This window comes from Chryseobacterium sp. Mn2064 (assembly GCF_049319685.1).
In the GTDB taxonomy this organism is placed as follows: Bacteria; Bacteroidota; Bacteroidia; order Flavobacteriales; family Weeksellaceae; genus Chryseobacterium.
Genome location: NZ_JBMOUE010000004.1, coordinates 62648 through 82010 on the forward strand (window position 1 = coordinate 62648; position 19363 = coordinate 82010).

Annotated in this window: 19 protein-coding genes; 13 read left to right on the forward strand and 6 right to left on the reverse strand. The window is 36.3% G+C overall.

Annotated elements, in window-relative coordinates:
* Positions 1-27: 27 nt before the first annotated feature.
* Complete coding sequence (locus ACL9RH_RS15470) at positions 28-2235, reverse strand: S46 family peptidase (protein WP_422694266.1); 2208 nt, start codon at positions 2233-2235, stop codon at positions 28-30.
* 85 nt (positions 2236-2320) lie between these two features.
* Between ACL9RH_RS15470 and ACL9RH_RS15475 the strand changes: the two genes are divergently transcribed.
* Positions 2321-2755 carry an META domain-containing protein gene (locus tag ACL9RH_RS15475; protein ID WP_422694267.1) on the forward strand — a complete coding sequence of 145 codons (435 nt, stop codon included), beginning with the start codon at positions 2321-2323 and terminating at the stop codon, positions 2753-2755.
* 517 nt (positions 2756-3272) lie between these two features.
* On the opposite strand, the gene ACL9RH_RS15480 is transcribed toward ACL9RH_RS15475, so the two are convergent.
* Positions 3273-3980 (reverse strand): LytR/AlgR family response regulator transcription factor, encoded by a 708-nt coding sequence (locus tag ACL9RH_RS15480; RefSeq protein WP_422694268.1) that lies wholly within the window; start codon positions 3978-3980, stop codon positions 3273-3275.
* Between the two features lie 194 nt (positions 3981-4174).
* Between ACL9RH_RS15480 and hflX the strand changes: the two genes are divergently transcribed.
* The 9 genes from hflX to ACL9RH_RS15525 all read left to right on the forward strand — a co-directional run bounded on the left by hflX (position 4175) and on the right by ACL9RH_RS15525 (position 13641).
* On the forward strand, positions 4175-5395 hold the full coding sequence (gene hflX, locus ACL9RH_RS15485; RefSeq protein WP_422694269.1) for a GTPase HflX: 1221 nt from the start codon (positions 4175-4177) through the stop codon (positions 5393-5395).
* Positions 5395-6021: a DUF4919 domain-containing protein gene (locus tag ACL9RH_RS15490; RefSeq protein WP_422694270.1), complete on the forward strand. Its 627-nt coding sequence runs from the start codon at positions 5395-5397 to the stop codon at positions 6019-6021. The genes hflX and ACL9RH_RS15490 overlap by 1 nt, the downstream gene beginning before the upstream one ends.
* A 26-nt stretch (positions 6022-6047) precedes the next feature.
* Positions 6048-7334 carry a cation:proton antiporter gene (locus ACL9RH_RS15495; protein WP_422694271.1) on the forward strand — a complete coding sequence of 429 codons (1287 nt, stop codon included), beginning with the start codon at positions 6048-6050 and terminating at the stop codon, positions 7332-7334.
* A 6-nt stretch (positions 7335-7340) separates the two neighbouring features.
* Positions 7341-8060: a DNA alkylation repair protein gene (locus ACL9RH_RS15500; RefSeq protein WP_422694272.1), complete on the forward strand. Its 720-nt coding sequence runs from the start codon at positions 7341-7343 to the stop codon at positions 8058-8060.
* 131 nt (positions 8061-8191) lie between these two features.
* Positions 8192-8860, forward strand: a complete 669-nt coding sequence (locus ACL9RH_RS15505; protein ID WP_422694273.1) for a hypothetical protein — start codon at positions 8192-8194, stop codon at positions 8858-8860.
* A 95-nt stretch (positions 8861-8955) separates the two neighbouring features.
* A complete protein-coding gene (locus ACL9RH_RS15510; protein WP_422694274.1) occupies positions 8956-10893 on the forward strand; it encodes a hypothetical protein in 1938 nt (645 codons plus the stop codon).
* Positions 10894-12135, forward strand: a complete 1242-nt coding sequence (locus ACL9RH_RS15515; protein WP_422694275.1) for a hypothetical protein — start codon at positions 10894-10896, stop codon at positions 12133-12135.
* Positions 12136-12165: 30 nt separating this feature from the next.
* Positions 12166-12504 (forward strand): DUF6122 family protein, encoded by a 339-nt coding sequence (locus ACL9RH_RS15520; protein ID WP_422694276.1) that lies wholly within the window; start codon positions 12166-12168, stop codon positions 12502-12504.
* A gap of 66 nt (positions 12505-12570) precedes the next feature.
* Entirely contained in the window at positions 12571-13641 is a 1071-nt protein-coding gene (locus tag ACL9RH_RS15525) for a calcium:proton antiporter (protein ID WP_422694277.1), read from the forward strand.
* Between the two features lie 19 nt (positions 13642-13660).
* On the opposite strand, the gene ACL9RH_RS15530 is transcribed toward ACL9RH_RS15525, so the two are convergent.
* Positions 13661-14041, reverse strand: a complete 381-nt coding sequence (locus ACL9RH_RS15530; RefSeq protein WP_422694278.1) for a group III truncated hemoglobin — start codon at positions 14039-14041, stop codon at positions 13661-13663.
* 156 nt (positions 14042-14197) lie between these two features.
* Here ACL9RH_RS15530 and ACL9RH_RS15535 point away from each other — a divergent pair, with 156 nt between their 5' ends.
* The 3 genes from ACL9RH_RS15535 to ACL9RH_RS15545 all read left to right on the forward strand — a co-directional run bounded on the left by ACL9RH_RS15535 (position 14198) and on the right by ACL9RH_RS15545 (position 16158).
* Positions 14198-15169 (forward strand): ion channel, encoded by a 972-nt coding sequence (locus ACL9RH_RS15535; RefSeq protein WP_422694640.1) that lies wholly within the window; start codon positions 14198-14200, stop codon positions 15167-15169.
* Positions 15170-15658 carry a YkgJ family cysteine cluster protein gene (locus ACL9RH_RS15540; RefSeq protein ID WP_422694279.1) on the forward strand — a complete coding sequence of 163 codons (489 nt, stop codon included), beginning with the start codon at positions 15170-15172 and terminating at the stop codon, positions 15656-15658.
* Positions 15659-15873: 215 nt separating this feature from the next.
* The gene (locus ACL9RH_RS15545; protein WP_422694280.1) at positions 15874-16158 is read left to right on the forward strand and encodes a hypothetical protein; all 285 of its coding nucleotides are present in this window, start codon (positions 15874-15876) and stop codon (positions 16156-16158) included.
* Positions 16159-16201: 43 nt separating this feature from the next.
* Here the strand turns inward: ACL9RH_RS15545 and ACL9RH_RS15550 are convergent, their stop codons facing one another.
* The 3 genes from ACL9RH_RS15550 to dprA form a co-directional block, all read right to left on the reverse strand.
* Positions 16202-16570: an iron chaperone gene (locus ACL9RH_RS15550; protein WP_422694281.1), complete on the reverse strand. Its 369-nt coding sequence runs from the start codon at positions 16568-16570 to the stop codon at positions 16202-16204.
* A 132-nt stretch (positions 16571-16702) separates the two neighbouring features.
* Positions 16703-18061 (reverse strand): NADP-specific glutamate dehydrogenase, encoded by a 1359-nt coding sequence (gdhA, locus tag ACL9RH_RS15555; RefSeq protein ID WP_422694282.1) that lies wholly within the window; start codon positions 18059-18061, stop codon positions 16703-16705.
* Positions 18062-18251: 190 nt separating this feature from the next.
* A complete protein-coding gene (gene dprA / locus ACL9RH_RS15560; RefSeq protein WP_422694283.1) occupies positions 18252-19361 on the reverse strand; it encodes a DNA-processing protein DprA in 1110 nt (369 codons plus the stop codon).
* Positions 19362-19363 lie beyond the last annotated feature (2 nt).

Here is a 19363-nt window from a genome sequence, read left to right on the forward strand (position 1 = left end):
ACGGTTTCAAAAATAGATCAAAAAAGATTATTTTTTCTTTATTTTCTTAGGAGTTACTGTAGTCCCAGAATTTTTAGTTTTTGTGTCAGCTGGAGTGTTTTCACCTCTTACAAGCTTCAATTCGTCAACGATTCTTCTTGCACCAGCATATTTGTCGATAGTCCAAAGAACAAAACGAACGTCTACGTTGATCGTTTTCTGCCATTCAGGCTCGAATACGATATCACCGCTTAATGCTTCGCTGTTTCCGTCGAATGCAATACCGATAAGATTTCCATCACCGTCAATTACCGGAGAACCAGAGTTTCCACCTGTAATATCATTGTTAGAAAGGAAGTTTACTGGCATATATCCTGCAGCATCAGCATATTGTCCGAAATCTTTAAGGTTATAAAGATCGATCACTCTTTGAGGAAGATCAAATTCTTCATCACCTTTCTTGTATTTTCCAACAAGACCTGTCATATCAGTATAATAGTTATCAGTAATACCGAAGTAGTTTCTGTCGTTTCTGATAGGTAATTTATCTACAGTACCGTAAGTTAATCTCATCGTAGAGTTTGCATCCGGGTAGAATTTTTTCTCAGGCATAGCTTTCATTAATCCTGCTAAGAACATACGGTTCTTTTTAGCAAAGTTATCGTCTACCTGAACAAATCTTTCGTTGCTCATTTTTTGGTCAGCAATAATTCCGTTAGCAGCTTTCCAAAGTGGATCAGCATCTAGCTTTAAAGCATCTGGATTCAACAAGAAGTTTGTAGCAGATGTTTTGTTCGCAAAAATAGAAGAGTAAGCAAGGTTAGAAACCGTTTTAACATCTAATCCTAAGATAGTAGCAGAAGCGATGTCTTTGTTTTTTACTCTTGTTTGGTAAAGATTAACCATACCTGTTAACATCTCTCCTTCAAGATTTGGGTTGAAGTTTTCGTAAGCTGCTTTAATCGCTGCTTCAGTTTTAGCCTTCATAGCCAGTCTGCCTTGCATATCCTGAGCGGCATATGCTTTAAGAACAGATCCTACTTGTATCGCAAGAGAGATATATTTAGCGTTTCTTGAGAATTGAGACGCATAGTTTCTTTCAACATTTCTGTCAGAAACCTGCTTGTAGTAAGCCTGAATATCTTCTAATATACCGTCATAAGCATCATTTCCAGGAAGCATAGACCATTTTCTGAAGATATCTTCTGTTTTTTGCTTGTCAGCGATTGTTCCGTTTTTCTCTACAGCATCAATAGTTCCCTGTCTGTTTTTCCAGTAGTTGGCTACAGAAGCATATTGAGAAGCATAGTTAAGCTGAGTAGCTTTATCCTTATCCATGTATTTTTTCATTACATCCATGGCTAATTTAGAAGCTTCAACCCAAGCCGGGTAATCTTTGTTTACCATTTGCTCGATTCCGTAAGAAGTCAGGTAACGGTTTGTTCTCCCTGGGTATCCTAAGATCATAGAGAAGTCACCTGGCTTAATTCCTTTAAGAGAAACCGGAAGGAAGTGCTTCGGCTTCAAAGGAGTGTTGCTTGGAGAATATTCAGCAGGGTTTCCTGCAGCATCCGCATATACTCTGAATACAGTGAAGTCAGCAGTATGTCTTGGCCATTCCCAGTTATCAGTATCTCCTCCGAATTTTCCTAATGATGAAGGTGGAGCACCTACCAATCTGATGTCTTTATAATCCTGGTATACGAAATAGTAGAATTCATTTCCATTGAAGAAATCTCTTACCACTACTGTATATTTTCCGTTTTCAGAGTTTTCTGCTTGAATCGCTTTTGTTTCAGCATCAATGACAGCTTTTCTCTCTGCTCCGGTCATATTGTTGTTTAGTTTGGCGTTGATTCTTTGTGTAGCATCATCCATTCTAACCAAAAATCTTACATAAAGATCCTTTGCATTGAACTCGTCTTTCTGTTTCATTGCCCAGAAACCATTCTTCAAATAGTCTTTTTCAGGAGTTGAAGCAGCAGCAACAGCACCATAACCACAGTGGTGATTCGTGAAAATAAGTCCTTTATCAGAAACAATTTCTCCCGTACAGAAACCACCGAAACTTACGATAGCATCCTTTAAGCTTGAATTGTTCACTGAGTAAATTTCCTCAGGCGTAAGGTGTAGACCCTCTTTTTGCATATCAACACCGTTAAGTCTCTTGATGAGCATAAGCAGCCACATCCCCTCATCCGCCCTCATCTGAGCAAAGCCCAGCAAGAAAGTGAATAGTAGAAATAGTCTTTTCATTTATAAAATAATTTTTGTGTCGCTAATTTACTAATTTTTACGAGATTCTGTCCCGGGTTGGTATGAAAATGGGATGATAATTCACATGAAAAAAATACTGTTATCACTTTTAACCGTTTTATTTTTAGGAGTTGTTGTAAATTGTTCTTCAATACCGGATAAAAACCTTAATCTTCAAAGACAATGGATGATGGTCTCTTTCGATGGCTTTTCCAAAGATCAGCTTATCGCCAATAAAGCTGAGATTAATCTGACATCCAGTATCGTTAATGGTAAAATTCAGGGAAGTTCTTACATGGGATGCAACAGGATGTCTTTTACTTCCGAATTTAAAAAAGGCGGTAAGGTGAAGATATCTCAGGGAGCAAGTACAATGAAAGCATGCGAGGACATGAAGTTGGAAACAACCTTTCAAAAGAAATTTGAAACAATGACCACGTATTCCATAGAAGGACATTTTTTGACCTTGTCTGATGGCAAAGGAAATATAATGAAGTTTGTGGCAGCCGATTGGGATTAATAAAAACCTATTCTATATACAACAAAAGTCCGCAGTGTTGCGGACTTCTTTTTTGTTTGAAAAATCTAGTTTGGTTATCAGCTTTTGGATGGTTATTAGTTTTAGCGGTTACTAGTTTTGTAAGAGGTTATCAGTTTTTAAAATTTTTCTTTATTTCTTCCAGAAGGCAGTATTCGGCAGTCTGGTAATGGTCGTATTTGTGTTCCTAGAATTTATAATATTGTGATATGCCTGTCTGTTTAGATTGGTTTTACCCTGTTGTATCCCGAAGAAGAGTAGCGCTATCTTCTTAATAGTTGTAAGGAAAAGGTGATGGAATATACAATGCTATTATCCAACAGGAGAAAAACACGGGACAATAAGTAATTTTTTTTTCATAGATATCGGTTTATTGGTTATTGAATGTAAACCCAACTATGGGGAACTTTGGGAAGACTAAATTACTTTCAATCCCAATCTGATGAGAAGATAATAGACGAACAGCAAAAATAATAGACCAACGGCATTTTGTATCCTTTTAGGAATGAAAAAAAGACAGGTTACTTTTATAAGCTCTGCCAATGGGAAGCCTGATCTGGTGGGCCAATTCTATTTCATGACAGCTTTTTCCTCGGATGAGATGACGAGGGACGGCATAACTGCGGTGTATTCTTACAAAAGAGTCAAATACGTTTTTTTGAAGGAGATTTCCCAGGGAATTTAAAATACAATGATTTTTTTCTAAAGTAATAATGCGGGTATAATCTTTTAAGGCTTCCAGATACAGAATATCTTTCATTTTGATCTGGAGAATAGTGCCGCCTTCTTTGATGTTGATGCAGTTTTCTCCAACCATAGCATCATAGCATTTACACTTTTCTTTCACTTCAAAAAAATCAAAAAGTTTTTGCATAGAACGATGAAACCGCTCTGAAGTTAAAGGTTTGGTAATGAAGTCTAAGGTGTTGATTTCGAAAGTTTTTGCGGCCTCTTCCGGATGGGAGCTCACAAAGATGCAGGCCGGTATTCTATGTGACCGTTTTCGGAGCTCAAGACCGCTCATGCCTTTCAGATGCGTTTCTGTTATAAGCAGATCGATGGGAGCGTCAAGGTGAGGAATTGCCTTTTCTGCCGAGTCATAGGAGCCGACAATCTCAATACTTTCATAAGATTTGATATAATGCTGAAGAACCAGCCTGTCCAGTTCATCATCATCAATAATCATACATCGAATATGGGTCATCATGATTTTCTGGATATTAATTCTTAATTTAAATAGTTAAAAATCAGAAAATTATTACATAAAAATAATGATTTTTTGTCAAACACTCTACAGCCAAACTTAAATTTATATTAAAATATATTATTAAACACAATTTGATTTTGTTTTTTTTCGGAAAAATATTAACTTGTAAAAATCATAAACATAGATAGAACTTAATGTTAGAAAAGAAAGAACATAATTATGAGAAAGCAGTCCTTGTGGGGGTTATTACCCAAAATCAGGATGAAGAAAAACTGACGGAGTATTTAGATGAACTGGAGTTTTTGGCTTTCACAGCAGGCGCAACAGTAGAAAAGCGTTTTACTCAAAAATTAACTCAGCCGGATTCCAAAACCTTTATCGGGAGCGGAAAAGCCATAGAGATCAAAGAATATGTAAAAGAAAACGAGATCGGAACTGTTATTTTCGATGATGAACTCTCTCCTTCACAGCTTAAAAACCTGGAAAGAGAAATGGAAGTGAAAATTCTGGACAGAACCAATCTTATTCTCGATATTTTTGCCCAAAGAGCGCAGACTTCTTATGCAAGGACTCAGGTGGAACTAGCACAATATCAATACCTTTTGCCACGATTGACCCGAATGTGGACCCACTTGGAGCGTCAGAAAGGGGGAATCGGGATGAGAGGTCCCGGGGAAACGGAAATTGAAACCGACCGTCGTATTATCCGTGACAGAATTACCTTACTGAAAGAAAAGCTGAAAACGATCGATAAGCAAATGGCTACGCAACGTAATAATCGTGGAAAAGTAGTACGTGCAGCTTTGGTAGGATATACCAACGTAGGAAAATCTACGCTGATGAATTCAATCTCGAAATCTGAGGTTTTTGCAGAAAATAAACTATTTGCTACCCTTGATACAACCGTAAGAAAAGTGGTGATCGGAAATTTACCGTTCCTTCTTACCGATACGGTAGGATTTATCAGAAAACTCCCTACACAACTGGTAGAATCCTTCAAATCTACTTTGGACGAGGTTCGTGAAGCAGATCTTTTGATTCACGTGGTTGATATTTCGCACGAGAGTTTTGAAGATCATATAGAATCTGTGAATCATATTTTAATGGAAATTAATGCTCATCAGAAACCGATGATTATGATTTTCAATAAGATTGATGATTTCAGCTACGAGAAAAAGGATGAGGACGATCTTACGCCTTCAACCCGTAAAAACATTTCTCTGGAAGAATGGAAAAAAACCTGGATGGCAAAATCTAAATATCCAACGGTTTTCATTTCTGCACTAACGAAGGAAAACTTCCCTGAAATGAAGAAAATGATCTACGATGAAGTCATGAAAATTCATATTTCAAGATTTCCTTACAACGATTTCCTTTTCGAATATTTTGATAACGACGAAGAAGAAAACAAGTAATGAAATATCATTTTTTCCTTTTATTCATGATGCTTTCGGTTTTCGGGTTCAGCCAGAAACCGAAGGTTGATTTAAAAGCAATTGAGAAAAGTCTCAAAAATTCTGATTCTCCGTACAATTACGAGAAACTGATCTTTAAGTATAAAGGTTATCCAAAATCTTTAGATAGTATAGAAGCTCAATATCTGTATTATGGAAGAAATTTTAGAGACGATAAGGTCCTCACAACGAGTGACAGTTTTAAAAATCTTGCGGAAGCTTTTAAAGGAGGAAACTTTGCAGACTGTATCAAACAGGGAAAAGCATTGTATGATAAAGATCCTACCAACCTCGATATTCTGCTTATTCTTCTCAGAGCATATGACTCGTTAAAAGACGGGAACAATTTTATGCATCATCTGAACCAGTTCCGATCTCTTACGGATGGGATCAAAAGTTCAGGAGACGGAAAATCTGAGAAAACAGCTTATTTCGTCAACTCTGTGGGGGATGAGTATATTCTGCTGAATATTCTGAACATCGGACAGGATTATACCAGAAACTCTAAAGTGGCCAAAGACGGAATGTATGACATCTGGGAGAAAGGTGGCCAACAGACTTATATTAAAATACTTTACTTAGACTAACCCAATTAATCTCTAAAAAACACTTAGTGGAATTATATTATTCATTTTCAGCATTAATCGTATTAGCATCCATATTTGCCTATCTTAATTACAGATTCTTAAAACTTCCGAGTACAATCGGGATCATGGTGATTGCCATCGTGGTTTCTATTTTCCTTGTAATGTTTGGAGAAACAGTACTTCCGAGAACTTTTGGACATCTTCATAATCTGATGAACAGCATCGATTTTACAGAGGTTCTCATGGGGGCAATGCTTAATTTTCTTCTCTTTGCAGGAGGAATTCATATTAATATTAATGATCTGAAAGAGCAGTTTAGACCTGTAGTGATATTTTCCACAGTGGGAGTTGTGATTTCCACTTTTGTAGTAGGATTCGGAATGTTTTATTTGCTGCCTTATGTGGGTATTCAGCTTCCGTTCATCTACTGTCTTGTTTTTGGAGCCTTGATTTCTCCTACTGATCCTGTAGCAGTTTTGAGTGTTCTGAAGCAGGCCAAAGTATCCAAATCTTTGGAAACCAAAGTCGCCGGAGAGTCACTTTTCAATGACGGTATGGCGGTAGTGGTTTTTACAGTGGTTTTACAGCTTGCTATCGGAAAAGAAGTGGATTTGGGAGTTGAAAGTATCGGTTTGCTTTTGCTTAAAGAAGCAGGCGGTGGTATTTTACTGGGGGTTTTACTCGGTTGGATTACTTCAAGACTTATGCGTGAAGTAGACGACTATATTATCTCTGTGTTGGTAACACTTTCGGTCGTAATGGGAGGTTATCTGATTGCTAGACAAATGCATATTTCAGGACCATTAACGATGGTGGCTGCAGGTCTTTTTATGGGGAACTTCAATGTCAGATTCAAAATGAAGTCTATTACTCAGGATTATTTGATCAAATTCTGGGAATTGATTGATGAAATTCTGAATGCAGTATTATTCCTTTTCATCGGATTTGAACTTTTGATGATTAAAGATCTAAAACACTTTATGATTCCAGGGTTGCTTGCGATTGTTGTTGTTCTATTCGCCAGATTTATTTCGATCTGGGGACCTTCAAAAGTTTCATCATTAAGAAAAAGTTTCAGTCCGCAAACGGTAAAAGTTTTGGTTTGGGGAGGAATTCGTGGCGGAGTTTCTATCGCGTTGGCGATGTCTATTCCTAAAAGTGAATACAGTGAAATTATTTTAAGTATTACCTACTGTGTAGTAGTATTCTCAATTATTGTACAGGGACTTACCATTGCGAAGGTGGCTAATCCTAAGCAGATCAAAGAAGAGGAAGAAGAAAGTGAGAGTATTGCTATTGAAGAGAACGCATAACGATCGATGAAAAATATAATTAAAGAAATACAGGACGCGTTAGCCGTTTTATCTATTCCGGAAAAAGCAGAATTCTTTCCAAGGTTCTTCAAGACCGGAAAAGGAGAATATGGCGAAGGAGATTTGTTCTTGGGCGTAAAAGTACCGGATCAGCGTTCTGTAGCAAAAGAATATTATTCCAAAATAAATCTCAAAGATCTCAGCTCTCTGATTGCTTCAGAATATCATGAGCACCGCTTAACGGCGATTTTCATATTGGTTTCTAAATTTGAAAAAACTAAAGATCTTGAAGAAAAAGAACAGGTGGTTCAGTTTTATTTAAACCATTTGCCTTATATCAATAATTGGGATATTGTAGATTCAAGCTGTTATAAAATATTGGGGAGATATGCTTTTGAAAATCAGAAAGAGCATCTTTTAAGAGAACTTTCAGAATCGGAAGAGATGTGGCATAAGAGAATTGCAGTTGTAGGTACGATGCATTACATCAAAAAAGGATCATTCGATTTTACAAAAGAATTCGTAACCAGAAACTTAAAGCATCCTCATGATCTTATGCACAAGGCCAACGGATGGCTACTGCGTGAAATGGGAAATAAGAACGAAGGAGCACTGATCAGCTATTTGAATCTCTACTATAAGGAAATGCCGAGAACCTGTCTTCGGTATGCTATCGAAAAGCTGGACGAGGATCTTCGTCAGGATTATCTGAAAGGACGTATCTAAATAATATCCGGAAATAGTACCGTATTTTCCCCTAAAAAAATACCGGGAAACAGCCATTTATGCCTAAAAAAACAAAGATTGTAGGGATGTAAAGCCAGAATTAAGTAATTTTGTGTTTTTAAGCCCAAATCATGAAAAATTTTCTCAAATTATTTCTGCTGTTTTTTCCTTTATTTTTCCTGACAAGCTGCTTCGATATTTTGGATAAAGTAAATCTGAAAGCAGACGGAACAGGAGAATATACCATCATTCTCAATGCCAGCAAAAGCAAGACAAGACTGGCCTCAATTTCTAAAATGGAAACCATAAATGGCAAGAAAGTTCCTAAAAAGTCTGAAATTGAGAATAAAATTAATGAAGCTGCCAAAATTTTCAGAAGCACTCAGGGAATCAGCAATGTGAAAACCTCCCTGGATTTTGATAACTATATCATTAAACTAAGCTGTAATTTCAAAAAAATTGAAAACATCAATGCCGGACTGGAAAAACTGAAAGCTCAAAACATTTTGGGCAAAATGGTTCCTACACAAATCTATAGCCAAAACATCGAAAAAAAGATCTTCACAAGGAACAAAGTAAATACCTTCAAAGCAGATTACGACAAGATGAGTAAAGCAGACCGCGAAGTCTTTAATGATGCAAAATATACTTCCATCATGCAGTTTGAAAACGCAGTAAAGTCGCAAACCAATACAGCTTATCTTCTTTCTCCGAACAAAAAGGCACTTAAGCTGGAAGCCGATATTCTGGACTTGATCTTTCAGAAAAAACAAATACAAAACACTATTTTATTTCAATAAATTTCTACCCTATAATCATGAAATCGATCTTATTAAAAACACAAACAATATTCTTTCTGCTTTTGGGCTTCACCTTGGTTTTTGCTCAAAACAGTATGAAAATTCCGAGTGACGCCGTATTCTATATGGAAGTTAACGGGAAAGAACTGAACAATAAAATCAACTGGAATAAACTGAATCCTTTGCTGAATGAATTAAGCAAAAAGAACAAAGAAAAACTTTCCTGGAACGATTACTCTAAAACTGGGATCAAATACGACGCAACTCAGTATCATTATGCGAGTTTCAATGATTCTATCAAAACGTACAACACGCATTTTATTATTGATAACAAAGAAAAGTTTCAGGAATTTGTTAACTCTGTTAAGAAAAAAGGACTGGAGATTTCTAAAAAAAGCAACTATTCTTACGTAGATATAGACGATGATATTTTTGTAGCCTGGAATGGAAGTCGCGCTGTCCTTAGCTTTGTAAGTTACACGAAGCCTTATAAAGATGTTTGGAAAGATGAAGCAGTGGCTGATAGTGCTGTAGCCGTTGCTGTTGATAGTGTTGCTGTAGATGCTGCCGATAGTGCCTATATTGAAGAGCCAGAGAAACCTTTTGATTATAAAGATGAAATAAAAAATCTAAAAGACGATATCAAATACCTGAAAGAAAGTATAAAAGATAATAATCTTGAAATAGCAAGAATTCAGAAGGATATCAAATATCTTCAAAAGCACCATAAATATCCAAAAGAAAAAGAATATCCGGAAAGCCCGGAGCAAGAAGAAGAGCAACCGGCTTATGACGAAACCGAATCTGATACAGCTTTCCAAAAAGAACAGGATTCTATTCGTAGAGAGAATTATAAAATAGTCAAAAAACAGGTAGAAAATCATTTTGATCAATATTTCAGCTCCAATCTTACCATCGAAGTTCCTAAAGAAATGGTAGCCTTCAGAGACGATCATTCTGATGTTTTTGTATACACAGATTATGGCAGAATTGTTAACGAAGGAATCTATGGTAAAACAATGAAGCTCTATGATTTTGGACAGGTATTTCAGAATATGTACAACTCCAGTACAGCATACAACCTGTATTTTGATAAAGATAAAGTAAGGTTAGTCAATAATTATCAGCATAAAAATCCGGAAATACAGAAAAATGTATCCGCAATTTATAAGGGTAAGAAAAACAGAAAACTTCTGGATCTTATCAATGATAAAAGTGTTGGATATTATGCTGTGAATGTAAACGGAGGTAAATGTTTCGATCTGATGTACAGCCTTCTTCAGGACTCGGGTGAAACGGAATACAAAAAAGAAATGGAACTGATCATGGAAACCATGAAGATTGTGCTGGATGAAGAAGCCATTGCGAAAATTGCCCCAGGAAACGGAATTTTTGTATTGAATGAATTGAAGTCTAAAACAGTTGAATACACAGATTATGAATATGATGCAGACTTCAATGAGAAAGAAGTAAAGAAAACTAAAGATATCGCAGTTCCCAACTTTACTTTCGCTTTTGCAACAGAAAATGAAGGTTACTGGAAAAGAATCTTTGAGCTGCTGACAACCAATAAAAAATTAGCAAAGAAATTCTCGAAAAAAGGGAACTTCTATACCTTCAAAGATGAAAAATCGGGAGGATATCTGGATCAATTGTTTTTTACCGTGAAAGATGGAGTAGTGTATCTGATGAGTTCTACAGAAAATATTCTTCCTACCACTCAGTCTGAAGTTTCCAGAAAGTGGGCCAAAGATTCTTCCAAATATCCTTTGTCCGGAAGATTGGATCTTCAAAAGCTGCTTGTTGGCCTGGATAAAGAGTTTAAAAGCCCGTCTGAAAGAAAAACACTGGACTTTCTGAGAAAAAATATAGGCGAAATGTACTACAAAACGGAAGTGAAAGGAGAAAGTATTGAGACCGAAATGAATTACAACATCAAAGGTTCTTCCGAAAACAGTCTGATGTATTTCTTTGAACTGTTTGATCAGATCTTTAAAAACAAAGAATCGGAGAAAAAAGCCCAGATTTTATAAATGAAGAAAAAGAAGATTATTGTCCCGTTAATTTTGTTGCTCGCAGTGACAGCGCTCTATCTTGTGTTTTTTCATAAGGATAAAACCCTTAAATATATCCCTGAAAATGCAGATGTAGTGATTTTGCTCGATGTAAAAAAATTCACAGGACAATATATCTACAGCCTGATCACACATCCTTCCCATTGGTCAGGGAAGAAAAGTAAGAGTGAAAAATCAACGTCTCTACAAGATTCCGGAATCAGAATTCCGGATTTTTTGCAGGTTTTCCATATTAAAAATTCAGGTTATTCAGAATGGTATTCTGTAATGGAACTGAAAGATAGGTCGGAGTTTTTAACCTTTTTAAAGTCACAAAAGTTTATTGATAAAGGAAATAACCGTTTCCAGAAAGATCAGCTTTTTATTGCTGTTGAAGGAGATCGTTGTATTGTCGGGACTTCGGATAAAGCTTTTGCCACCATAAAAAAGCAGCTTCTGAGCTCTTCAGATCATAAAACATGGAATGCTGGAGATTTTATCAATGGAAGTTTGGGAAGTATTTCTTTTATTTCAGGTCAGAAGTTTCAAAATTTTAGTATTGATTTAAAAAGCGATGAGATCGAGATTAAAAATGATTCAGATTCTCAGATTTTAGACGAAACCAATTTCCAAATTCAACAAAGAAATCACTTTCTGGAAATGGAACTGGATGCTGAAAATATAAAGAAATACAGCCGTTTTTTTAAGAAAGATATCTCAGATTCAACACAGATCAATCGCGTTACTGCAATAGTAGATCTTGAAAAGGTAAATGATACCATCATCAGCTATGGTTACGATGACAATTTTAATGAAATTGAGAAAAAAAGTATTCAGCAGATTACAGAACCCAATTATGTCATAGGCATTGAAAGTAAAGCGCCTGAGAAAACATGGGAGTATTTCCAGCATAAAAAATGGATCAATGCTCAGAATCAATTCACGCTTATTCCCTTTCAGCCTAATATGATCAGCGAAAAAGGAAACGGAGTTGTCATCCGATCAATTAAAAATAATATTCCGTTATCTCCGGCATTAAAAGAAAATTATATTCTGATCAGAAATAATGCTCTTCTGATTTCTTCTCGGAAAACATTAGGTGAAAAAGAAAAAAGAATCGTTTCAGATATAGATTACCTCCTTTATCGGAACAAAGGCACAGAATATTTTGTGAAAGTGAAAGCCAAAAAAGGTAAACTTCCTTTAATTTTGAGGTGGTAATTTTTTTAATTATTAAAAATAAATAGATTCATGGCTCTGTCAGATGTTATGCTGCTTAAAACAGTTACTCACTATTTTCTGCATTTTGTTTTTCCCGTATTTATTGCGTTGGTCTTTTATCCCAAAAACTGGAAGAAAGTATACCTTATTTTGCTGGCGACAATGTTGGTAGATTTGGACCATCTTTTTGCAACCCCGATTTTTGATCCTTCAAGAGGAAGTATCGGATTTCACTTTTTGCATTCCTATTATGCGATTGCGGTGTATTTTTTGATGTTGTTTTTCAAAGGAAATATCAGAATTATAGGAATTGGGTTATTATTTCATATGTTAACAGATTTTCAGGATTTTAACCTCTGGCCGCATTAAAATAATATTAATATTTTCTTTTAATATTGAAAAAGTTATAGATTTTTTGTATTTTGTAGTCACTTTATGAGACCTAAAGAATTTTTACATTATACTTATATTTTTCCTCTCCTTGCGGTAGGATATTACTTTTCCGGATTGATGGGAACGGGTGTTTTTTATGATATTCTTGCCGGTGTTTTGCTTATAGGAAGTGTTTTATCGGCAGTGCATCATGCAGAAGTTGTAGCTCATAAAGTAGGGGAGCCTTTTGGAACCATTATCCTGGCGCTCTGTATCACCATCATTGAAGTCGCGTTGATCATCTCGCTCATGGTTGCCGGCGGAGATCAGGCGATCACGCTGGCCAGAGATACGGTTTTTGCTGCTGTAATGCTTATTCTGAATGGAATTTTGGGAATTTGTATTTTGGTAGGTGGTGTTAAATACCACGAACAGTTTTTCGCAAGAACATCTGCTACTACTTATCTTGTAAGTATTGTCTCTATCCTGATTCTTACACTGGTACTTCCTAACTTTACTTCCAGTGTTAACGGTCCCTTTTATAATGAAGCACAGCTTGTTTTTGTATCCATTGCCTGTCTTGTCATTTATGGAGTTTTCCTGATGGTACAAACGGTACGCCATAGAAGCTATTTTATAGTTCCTGACGAGCATCCTGAGGAACATTATATTCCATCACTTACTAAAACGCTTATAAGCTTTGTTTTCCTGCTTATTTGTCTTGTTATTGTAGTGCTTATGGCTAAGGGATTATCCAATACTATTGAAGGGATGGTACAAAGCTTAGGAGCTCCTAAATCTTTAGTAGGGGTAATTATCGCCGCGGTTGTTCTACTTCCGGAAGGTGTGGCTGCTATTAGAGCGGCACGTAGTAACCAGATTCAATCCAGTTTAAATTTGGCATTAGGTTCAGCGCTTGCAAGTATAGGGCTTACAATTCCTGCTGTATCTACAGTGTGTATTCTGTATGATATTCCATTAGTACTGGGATTGGACAAAAAAGATATTATTTTACTTTCTTTATCCGTATTTATTGTAATGCTTTCCCTGAGTAGAGGAAAGACGAATATCCTTTATGGTACCGTTCTTCTTGTGAATCTGGCAGCTTATATCTTTACAGTAATTGTTCCTTAAAAGGAAATTAATAAACTTCTTATAATCTTCTGGCCAGGTCCATTTTGAAAGCCATTAATTTTGCTATATTTTCAGATTTATAGATCGCCATATCTGCATTTTCTCCAACAAAATTCTCTTCAATAGTCGTTCGCCATAGTTCAAGCCAACGGTCAAAATGATTTTGTTCCATCGCTTTTATTTCATTAATAGGAAAGTGTACACCCATTGGGTTTCCTTTGTAAGACATCTGCCCAAAAAGAATAGATTCCCAGAAAGAATACATCTTTGGAAGGTGTTTATCCCAGTCTACTTTGGCAATATCATTAAAGAAAGAAGAGATGGTATCATCCTTCACAACTTTTGCGTAAAACGAGTTGACAAGGTGCTCGATATCTTCTCTTGACTCCAGTTTTTTCATACTTCAAATGTACTTCAAAATCGAATGATAAATGAAAAGATCCAATTGATAAAATTCATGAAAACAATATTTTATCTTTGCAGTGGAAAAGCAGAAAGGCTACTTTATCAATTCATCCTTTTGACCTTTTACTATTTAAAAACAAATGATATCGATATGACAAGAGGATTCAGAAAGATCATCCGCCAGAAAAATGCGGAAAACAGTGGCTTCGGGAGCAATGCATCCGGAAGGTTCATCAACAAAGATGGTCTTCCCAATGTTCAGAGAAGAGGCGTAAATGTTTTCAATAGTTTAAGCTGGTACCATACCATGCTGAATCTGTCTTCATTCCGTTTTATTTCCTATCTGGTGATTGCCTATATTCTGGTAAATCTGCTTTTTGCGATGATTTACTATCTGATTGGCGTAGAACATTTAACAGGAATTGATAAAAGCGATCCAATGAATGAGTTTATTGATGTCTTTTTTTTCAGTTCCCAGACATTTACCACTGTTGGATACGGAAGAATTGCCCCTGTGGGCTTTTTAGCAAGTCTTGTGGCTACTTTTGAAGCTTTTTTAGGATTGCTTACCTTTGCCATTGCAACAGGACTTTTTTACGGACGATTTTCAAGACCTCGGGCGTATCTCAGGTTTTCGGATATTGCGGTGATTGCTCCTTTCCAGGGATCTTCAGCGTTGATGTTCAGATTGGCTCCTTATAAGAATAATGCGCTTACAGATGCAGATGTTATTGTATCAACGGCTATTGAAGTGATTGAGAATGGGGTGGCAAAAAGTAATTTTTACAGGCTTGATACCCAGATGAGCAAGATCAATACCTTGGCGTTAAACTGGACCGTTGTTCATAAAATTGATGAAAATTCTCCGTTCTACGGTTTTACAGAGGATGATTTTAAAAGTACGGATATTGAACTGATTGTTCAGGTGCGTGCGTTTGATGAAGTCTTTTCAAACACAGTAGTTCAGAGGTCTTCCTATGTGACGGGAGAAATTGTGTATGGAGCAAAGTTTGTTCCGATGTATTATCCTAATAAAGATAACCTTACCACTGTTCTGGATCTGGATAAAATAAATGAATATCAAAAAGCAGAACTTCCGGCTTCGGTAAGAAATGAAGAGTAAATGAATTTAGATTTTTATAAAAAACAGGCTTTACAAAAACAGAAAGAACATAAGAAATTTCTGGACGGACTGAAGAAGAAACCGCCCAAAAATCTTGATTATATTGTACAGGAAACTCACGACGAAGTTTTTGAAGAAATAGATTGTTTACAGTGTGCCAATTGCTGCAAAACGACAGGCCCATTGTATACAGAAAAAGATATTGAACGTATCTCAAAGCATCTCCGTATGAAGCAGGCGGATTTTGAAGCCAAATTCCTGAGAGTTGATGAGGATAATGATAAAGTTCTGCAGAATCTTCCCTGTTTTTTCCTTAACAGTGATAATACCTGTTCCATATACGAAGTACGACCAAAAGCCTGCCGAGAATATCCTCATACAGACCGTAAAAAGATCTATCAGATCAATAACCTGATGTTAAAAAATACGGTAATCTGTCCTGCAGCCTTTGAGTTTGTGGAAAGGATGATGAAAAATGCCGGGAAATAATTTTTCCTGATTCCTCTTGTCAAGGTTCAAAACGTTGACAAGAGGAATCATGGAGAAGCGACCCATATAAATTACTTTTCATCTCTTAACTTACTCAGTTCAATTTTCTGTAAAATCCTCTTAAATAATTATAAAGTCCGTTAAATAAGTTTGTTACGTGTAATTTTATAAATGATGCTTCGTTTAAATTAAACAATCATTTAAAATATTACATTATGAAAAAGTTATTTTTAACGGCGGCATTTACATTAGTTGGGGTAATTGCAGTATCGGCGCAAACAGAGCAAAAGAAAACCACTGAAAATCCTAACAATTCGCCATCAACAACTCAAACAGAAAAACCGAGTTCAAAACCTAGTCCTACTTCGGATCCTAACAGCCCGCAGAGAAATACGACTACAATGCCTGCAGACACTGCTGCAGAAAAGAAACCAACAACGGAAACCACTCAGCCTGCTGATGTTACCAAAGAAGAAAAGAAATCTAAAAAGAAAAAGTGATCGTCCTTTATAAACCCTAGTTGCAATCCTGAAATCTTGTATTTCAGGATTTTTTCTGTTCTATTTCATTCATTCTGAACTGTATTATTCTACCCGCTAATTCTAGGGGAAGATTATCATGTATTGGAAATTGTACAGCGCCTTTAGAGAACTTGTACTCTTTTTCCTTAAAGTCATTTTCAAAATTCTTAATACCTTCTGCACCAGGATAAAACCCTATATGATTTTTATATCCGGCAAAGTAAATTAGTGGTTTCCCTTTATACCTAAAAGCGGGCATCTGATATCCTATGTATTCCTCAAAACCCGGACTTAATGAATGAATAAACTGTCTCAGCTCAGTTAATTTTTTCTGTACTTCCTGGGGAAATAAAAGGATATATTCATCTATATTTTTAAACGTATTTTTCATCCTTATAAAAATAAAAAAAGTGCTGCAATACGCAGCACTTTCTCCTTTCACTTTTTACTTTTTTCCCATTATCCCGGGAACAGGCTGTATCAAAAAAGGTCGGGAATTTATCCCAACCTTTGTTTTTTTATGTTACACAACTCCTTGAGCTAACATTGCTTCTGCTACTTTTACGAAGCCGGCAATATTGGCACCTTTTACGTAGTTTACATAGCCATCTTCGTCTTTCCCGTAGTCTCTACAAGCTTTATGGATACCGATCATGATTTCCTTCAATCTTGCATCAACTTCTTCAGAAGTCCAGTTAAGACGGATAGAGTTTTGTGTCATCTCTAATCCTGAAGTAGCAACACCTCCAGCGTTGGAAGCTTTACCAGGAGAGAATAATACTTTATTGTCTAAGAAATAGTTGATAGCGTCTAGTGTAGAAGGCATATTAGCAGCTTCAGTTACACATACACATCCATTTTCAACTAAGATTCTTGCATCTTCTAAATCTAATTCGTTTTGAGTTGCAGAAGGGAATGCTACATCACACTTCACATTCCAAGGACGTTTTCCAGCGTGGAATTCAGCAGAAGGATATTTTTTAGCATAATCCTCAGCTCTGTTGTTTCCTGAAGATCTAAGTTCTAATAAATAATCGATCTTATCTCCGCTGATACCATCTTTATCGTAGATATATCCGTCCGGACCAGAGATTGTTACTACTTTAGCACCAAGCTCAGTTGCTTTTTTGATAACTCCCCAAGCTACGTTTCCGAAACCTGATACCGTTACTGTTTTTCCTTGGAAATCCTGTCCGATAGTTTTAAGCATCTGCTCTGCGAAGTATACAACACCATATCCTGTAGCTTCAGGACGGATCAATGAACCTCCATAAGCAAGTCCTTTTCCTGTAAGAACTCCGGTAAACTCGTTTCTGATTTTCTTGTATTGTCCGAATAAATATCCGATTTCTCTTGCTCCAACACCGATATCTCCTGCAGGTACGTCTGTTTCAGGACCGATGTGCTTGCATAATTCTGTCATGAAAGCTTGGCAGAAACGCATTACTTCCATATCAGATTTTCCTTGTGGATCGAAATCTGAACCTCCTTTACCACCTCCCATTGGAAGAGTTGTCAGAGAGTTTTTGAATACCTGCTCGAAAGCTAAGAACTTAAGTACAGATAAATTTACAGTAGGGTGGAAACGGATTCCTCCTTTGTATGGTCCAATAGCAGAGTTCATTTGGATTCTGAAACCTCTGTTAACCTGAATTTCTCCTTTATCGTCAACCCATGGAACTCTGAAAATAATAATTCTTTCAGCTTCAGCCATTCTTTCAAGCAGCTTCATTCCGGTGTATTCTTTTTTCGTAGCAATGAATGGAATTACAGTTACGGCAACTTCTTTTACAGCCTGTAAAAATTCCGGTTCGTTAGGATTTTTTGCTTCAATTTTTGCAATAAACTCTTGGATTTTCTGGTCAATATTATATTGTTCCATATATTAAGGTTGAATATTATTGTCAACAAATTTAATTTTTTTTTCAAGATTCACAATACTCTATTTCAACATTGTTGAAAATTTAATAATAATGTCCTGTAATATTGTTAAATTAATAATTTGTGACCAAATTTTATTAAAAATTAAATGTTATGTGTGAAATAATGCAATATTAAGAAATCGTTAATTGTCAGATTGCAATAAATTGTCTCCCGGAAAATGATTTTACTTTCCCCAAAAGTTCCAATTCTAGAATTATCGGTAATATTTTGTGTGAAGAAATCTTAATTTCATGGGTAAGATCGTCCAAAGAAATCTGTGGATTTTCTTTTATAGCTTGATATATTACTTTTTGATTATCAGATAATTGTAGGGCTGTTTCGCTATGAGGAAAAAGCTCTTCTATTTTTTCCAGAGGTTTATGAAATCCGAGCATATCAATAAGATCTTTTATGGTAGAAATTGCTGTTGCTTTATTATGGAAAATCAATTGATTACAACCTTGGCTTTGCAGATCTGTGATTTTTCCGGGAAGAGCAAAAACATCTCGGTTGTAATCATTAGCGAAGGCTGCTGTGCTTACAGAACCTCCGCCAAATCCCGTTTCTATTACAATTGTTGAAGGTGACATTCCGGCTACAATTCTATTTCTTTGAATGAAATTTTCACGGTCCGGTTTTCGCGATGAACTGAATTCTGTGATCAACGCTCCGCCTTCCTGAAGAATTTTTTCAGAAAGTTTTTTATTTTTTGCCGGATACAAATACTGAAATCCGTGCGCAAGAACCGCTATAGTTGGTTTCTTGCTGCGAATAGACTGCTCATGAACCTCTTTGTCAACACCAAGTGCAAGACCACTTACCGAGGCATATTGTGAGGATTGTGAGGTTTTAAAAAAGTCTTCGATGAACTGTTTCCCATAGGAAGTCATATTGCGGGTTCCTACAATGCTTACTTTTTGTAAAGATTCATGTAAGTTTCCTTTTTGGTAAAGAATGGATGGAGCATCGGTGCACTCGTTAAGAAGTATAGGGGTTTCCTGAAGGTGTCTGAGCTTTATCTGAATATTATTCTTTTCGCAAAATTTTAATTCTTCTTCTGCGAATTTCAAATGCGTTGGGTTGCCAATGTCGGATACCGTTTTTTGCCCTATTCCCTCCATTCTTTTATGCTCTTTTTTAGCATGTTTCCATGCTTCGTATGCACTTCCGAAAGTTCGGACAAGTTTATGGAAATTAATATCGCCAATCTGGCTGCATTCGCGGAGAGCAATTGCGTATAAATATTCTTCGGAGATCATAT

Excerpts from the sequence above, each read along its gene's own strand:
- ACL9RH_RS15510 (WP_422694274.1), top strand. The coding sequence starts at position 8,956 with ATGAAAATTCCGAGTGACGCCGTATTCTATATGGAAGTTAACGGGAAA.
- ACL9RH_RS15545 (WP_422694280.1), top strand. The coding sequence starts at position 15,874 with ATGAAAAAGTTATTTTTAACGGCGGCATTTACATTAGTTGGGGTAATT.
- ACL9RH_RS15525 (WP_422694277.1), top strand. The coding sequence starts at position 12,571 with ATGAGACCTAAAGAATTTTTACATTATACTTATATTTTTCCTCTCCTT.
- hflX (WP_422694269.1), top strand. The coding sequence starts at position 4,175 with ATGTTAGAAAAGAAAGAACATAATTATGAGAAAGCAGTCCTTGTGGGG.
- ACL9RH_RS15500 (WP_422694272.1), top strand. The coding sequence starts at position 7,341 with ATGAAAAATATAATTAAAGAAATACAGGACGCGTTAGCCGTTTTATCT.
- gdhA (WP_422694282.1), bottom strand. The coding sequence starts at position 18,061 with ATGGAACAATATAATATTGACCAGAAAATCCAAGAGTTTATTGCAAAA.
- ACL9RH_RS15480 (WP_422694268.1), bottom strand. The coding sequence starts at position 3,980 with ATGATGACCCATATTCGATGTATGATTATTGATGATGATGAACTGGAC.
- ACL9RH_RS15550 (WP_422694281.1), bottom strand. The coding sequence starts at position 16,570 with ATGAAAAATACGTTTAAAAATATAGATGAATATATCCTTTTATTTCCC.
- ACL9RH_RS15520 (WP_422694276.1), top strand. The coding sequence starts at position 12,166 with ATGGCTCTGTCAGATGTTATGCTGCTTAAAACAGTTACTCACTATTTT.
- ACL9RH_RS15530 (WP_422694278.1), bottom strand. The coding sequence starts at position 14,041 with ATGAAAAAACTGGAGTCAAGAGAAGATATCGAGCACCTTGTCAACTCG.
- ACL9RH_RS15470 (WP_422694266.1), bottom strand. The coding sequence starts at position 2,235 with ATGAAAAGACTATTTCTACTATTCACTTTCTTGCTGGGCTTTGCTCAG.
- ACL9RH_RS15515 (WP_422694275.1), top strand. The coding sequence starts at position 10,894 with ATGAAGAAAAAGAAGATTATTGTCCCGTTAATTTTGTTGCTCGCAGTG.
- ACL9RH_RS15490 (WP_422694270.1), top strand. The coding sequence starts at position 5,395 with ATGAAATATCATTTTTTCCTTTTATTCATGATGCTTTCGGTTTTCGGG.
- ACL9RH_RS15535 (WP_422694640.1), top strand. The coding sequence starts at position 14,198 with ATGACAAGAGGATTCAGAAAGATCATCCGCCAGAAAAATGCGGAAAAC.
- dprA (WP_422694283.1), bottom strand. The coding sequence starts at position 19,361 with ATGATCTCCGAAGAATATTTATACGCAATTGCTCTCCGCGAATGCAGC.
- ACL9RH_RS15475 (WP_422694267.1), top strand. The coding sequence starts at position 2,321 with ATGAAAAAAATACTGTTATCACTTTTAACCGTTTTATTTTTAGGAGTT.
- ACL9RH_RS15540 (WP_422694279.1), top strand. The coding sequence starts at position 15,170 with ATGAATTTAGATTTTTATAAAAAACAGGCTTTACAAAAACAGAAAGAA.
- ACL9RH_RS15505 (WP_422694273.1), top strand. The coding sequence starts at position 8,192 with ATGAAAAATTTTCTCAAATTATTTCTGCTGTTTTTTCCTTTATTTTTC.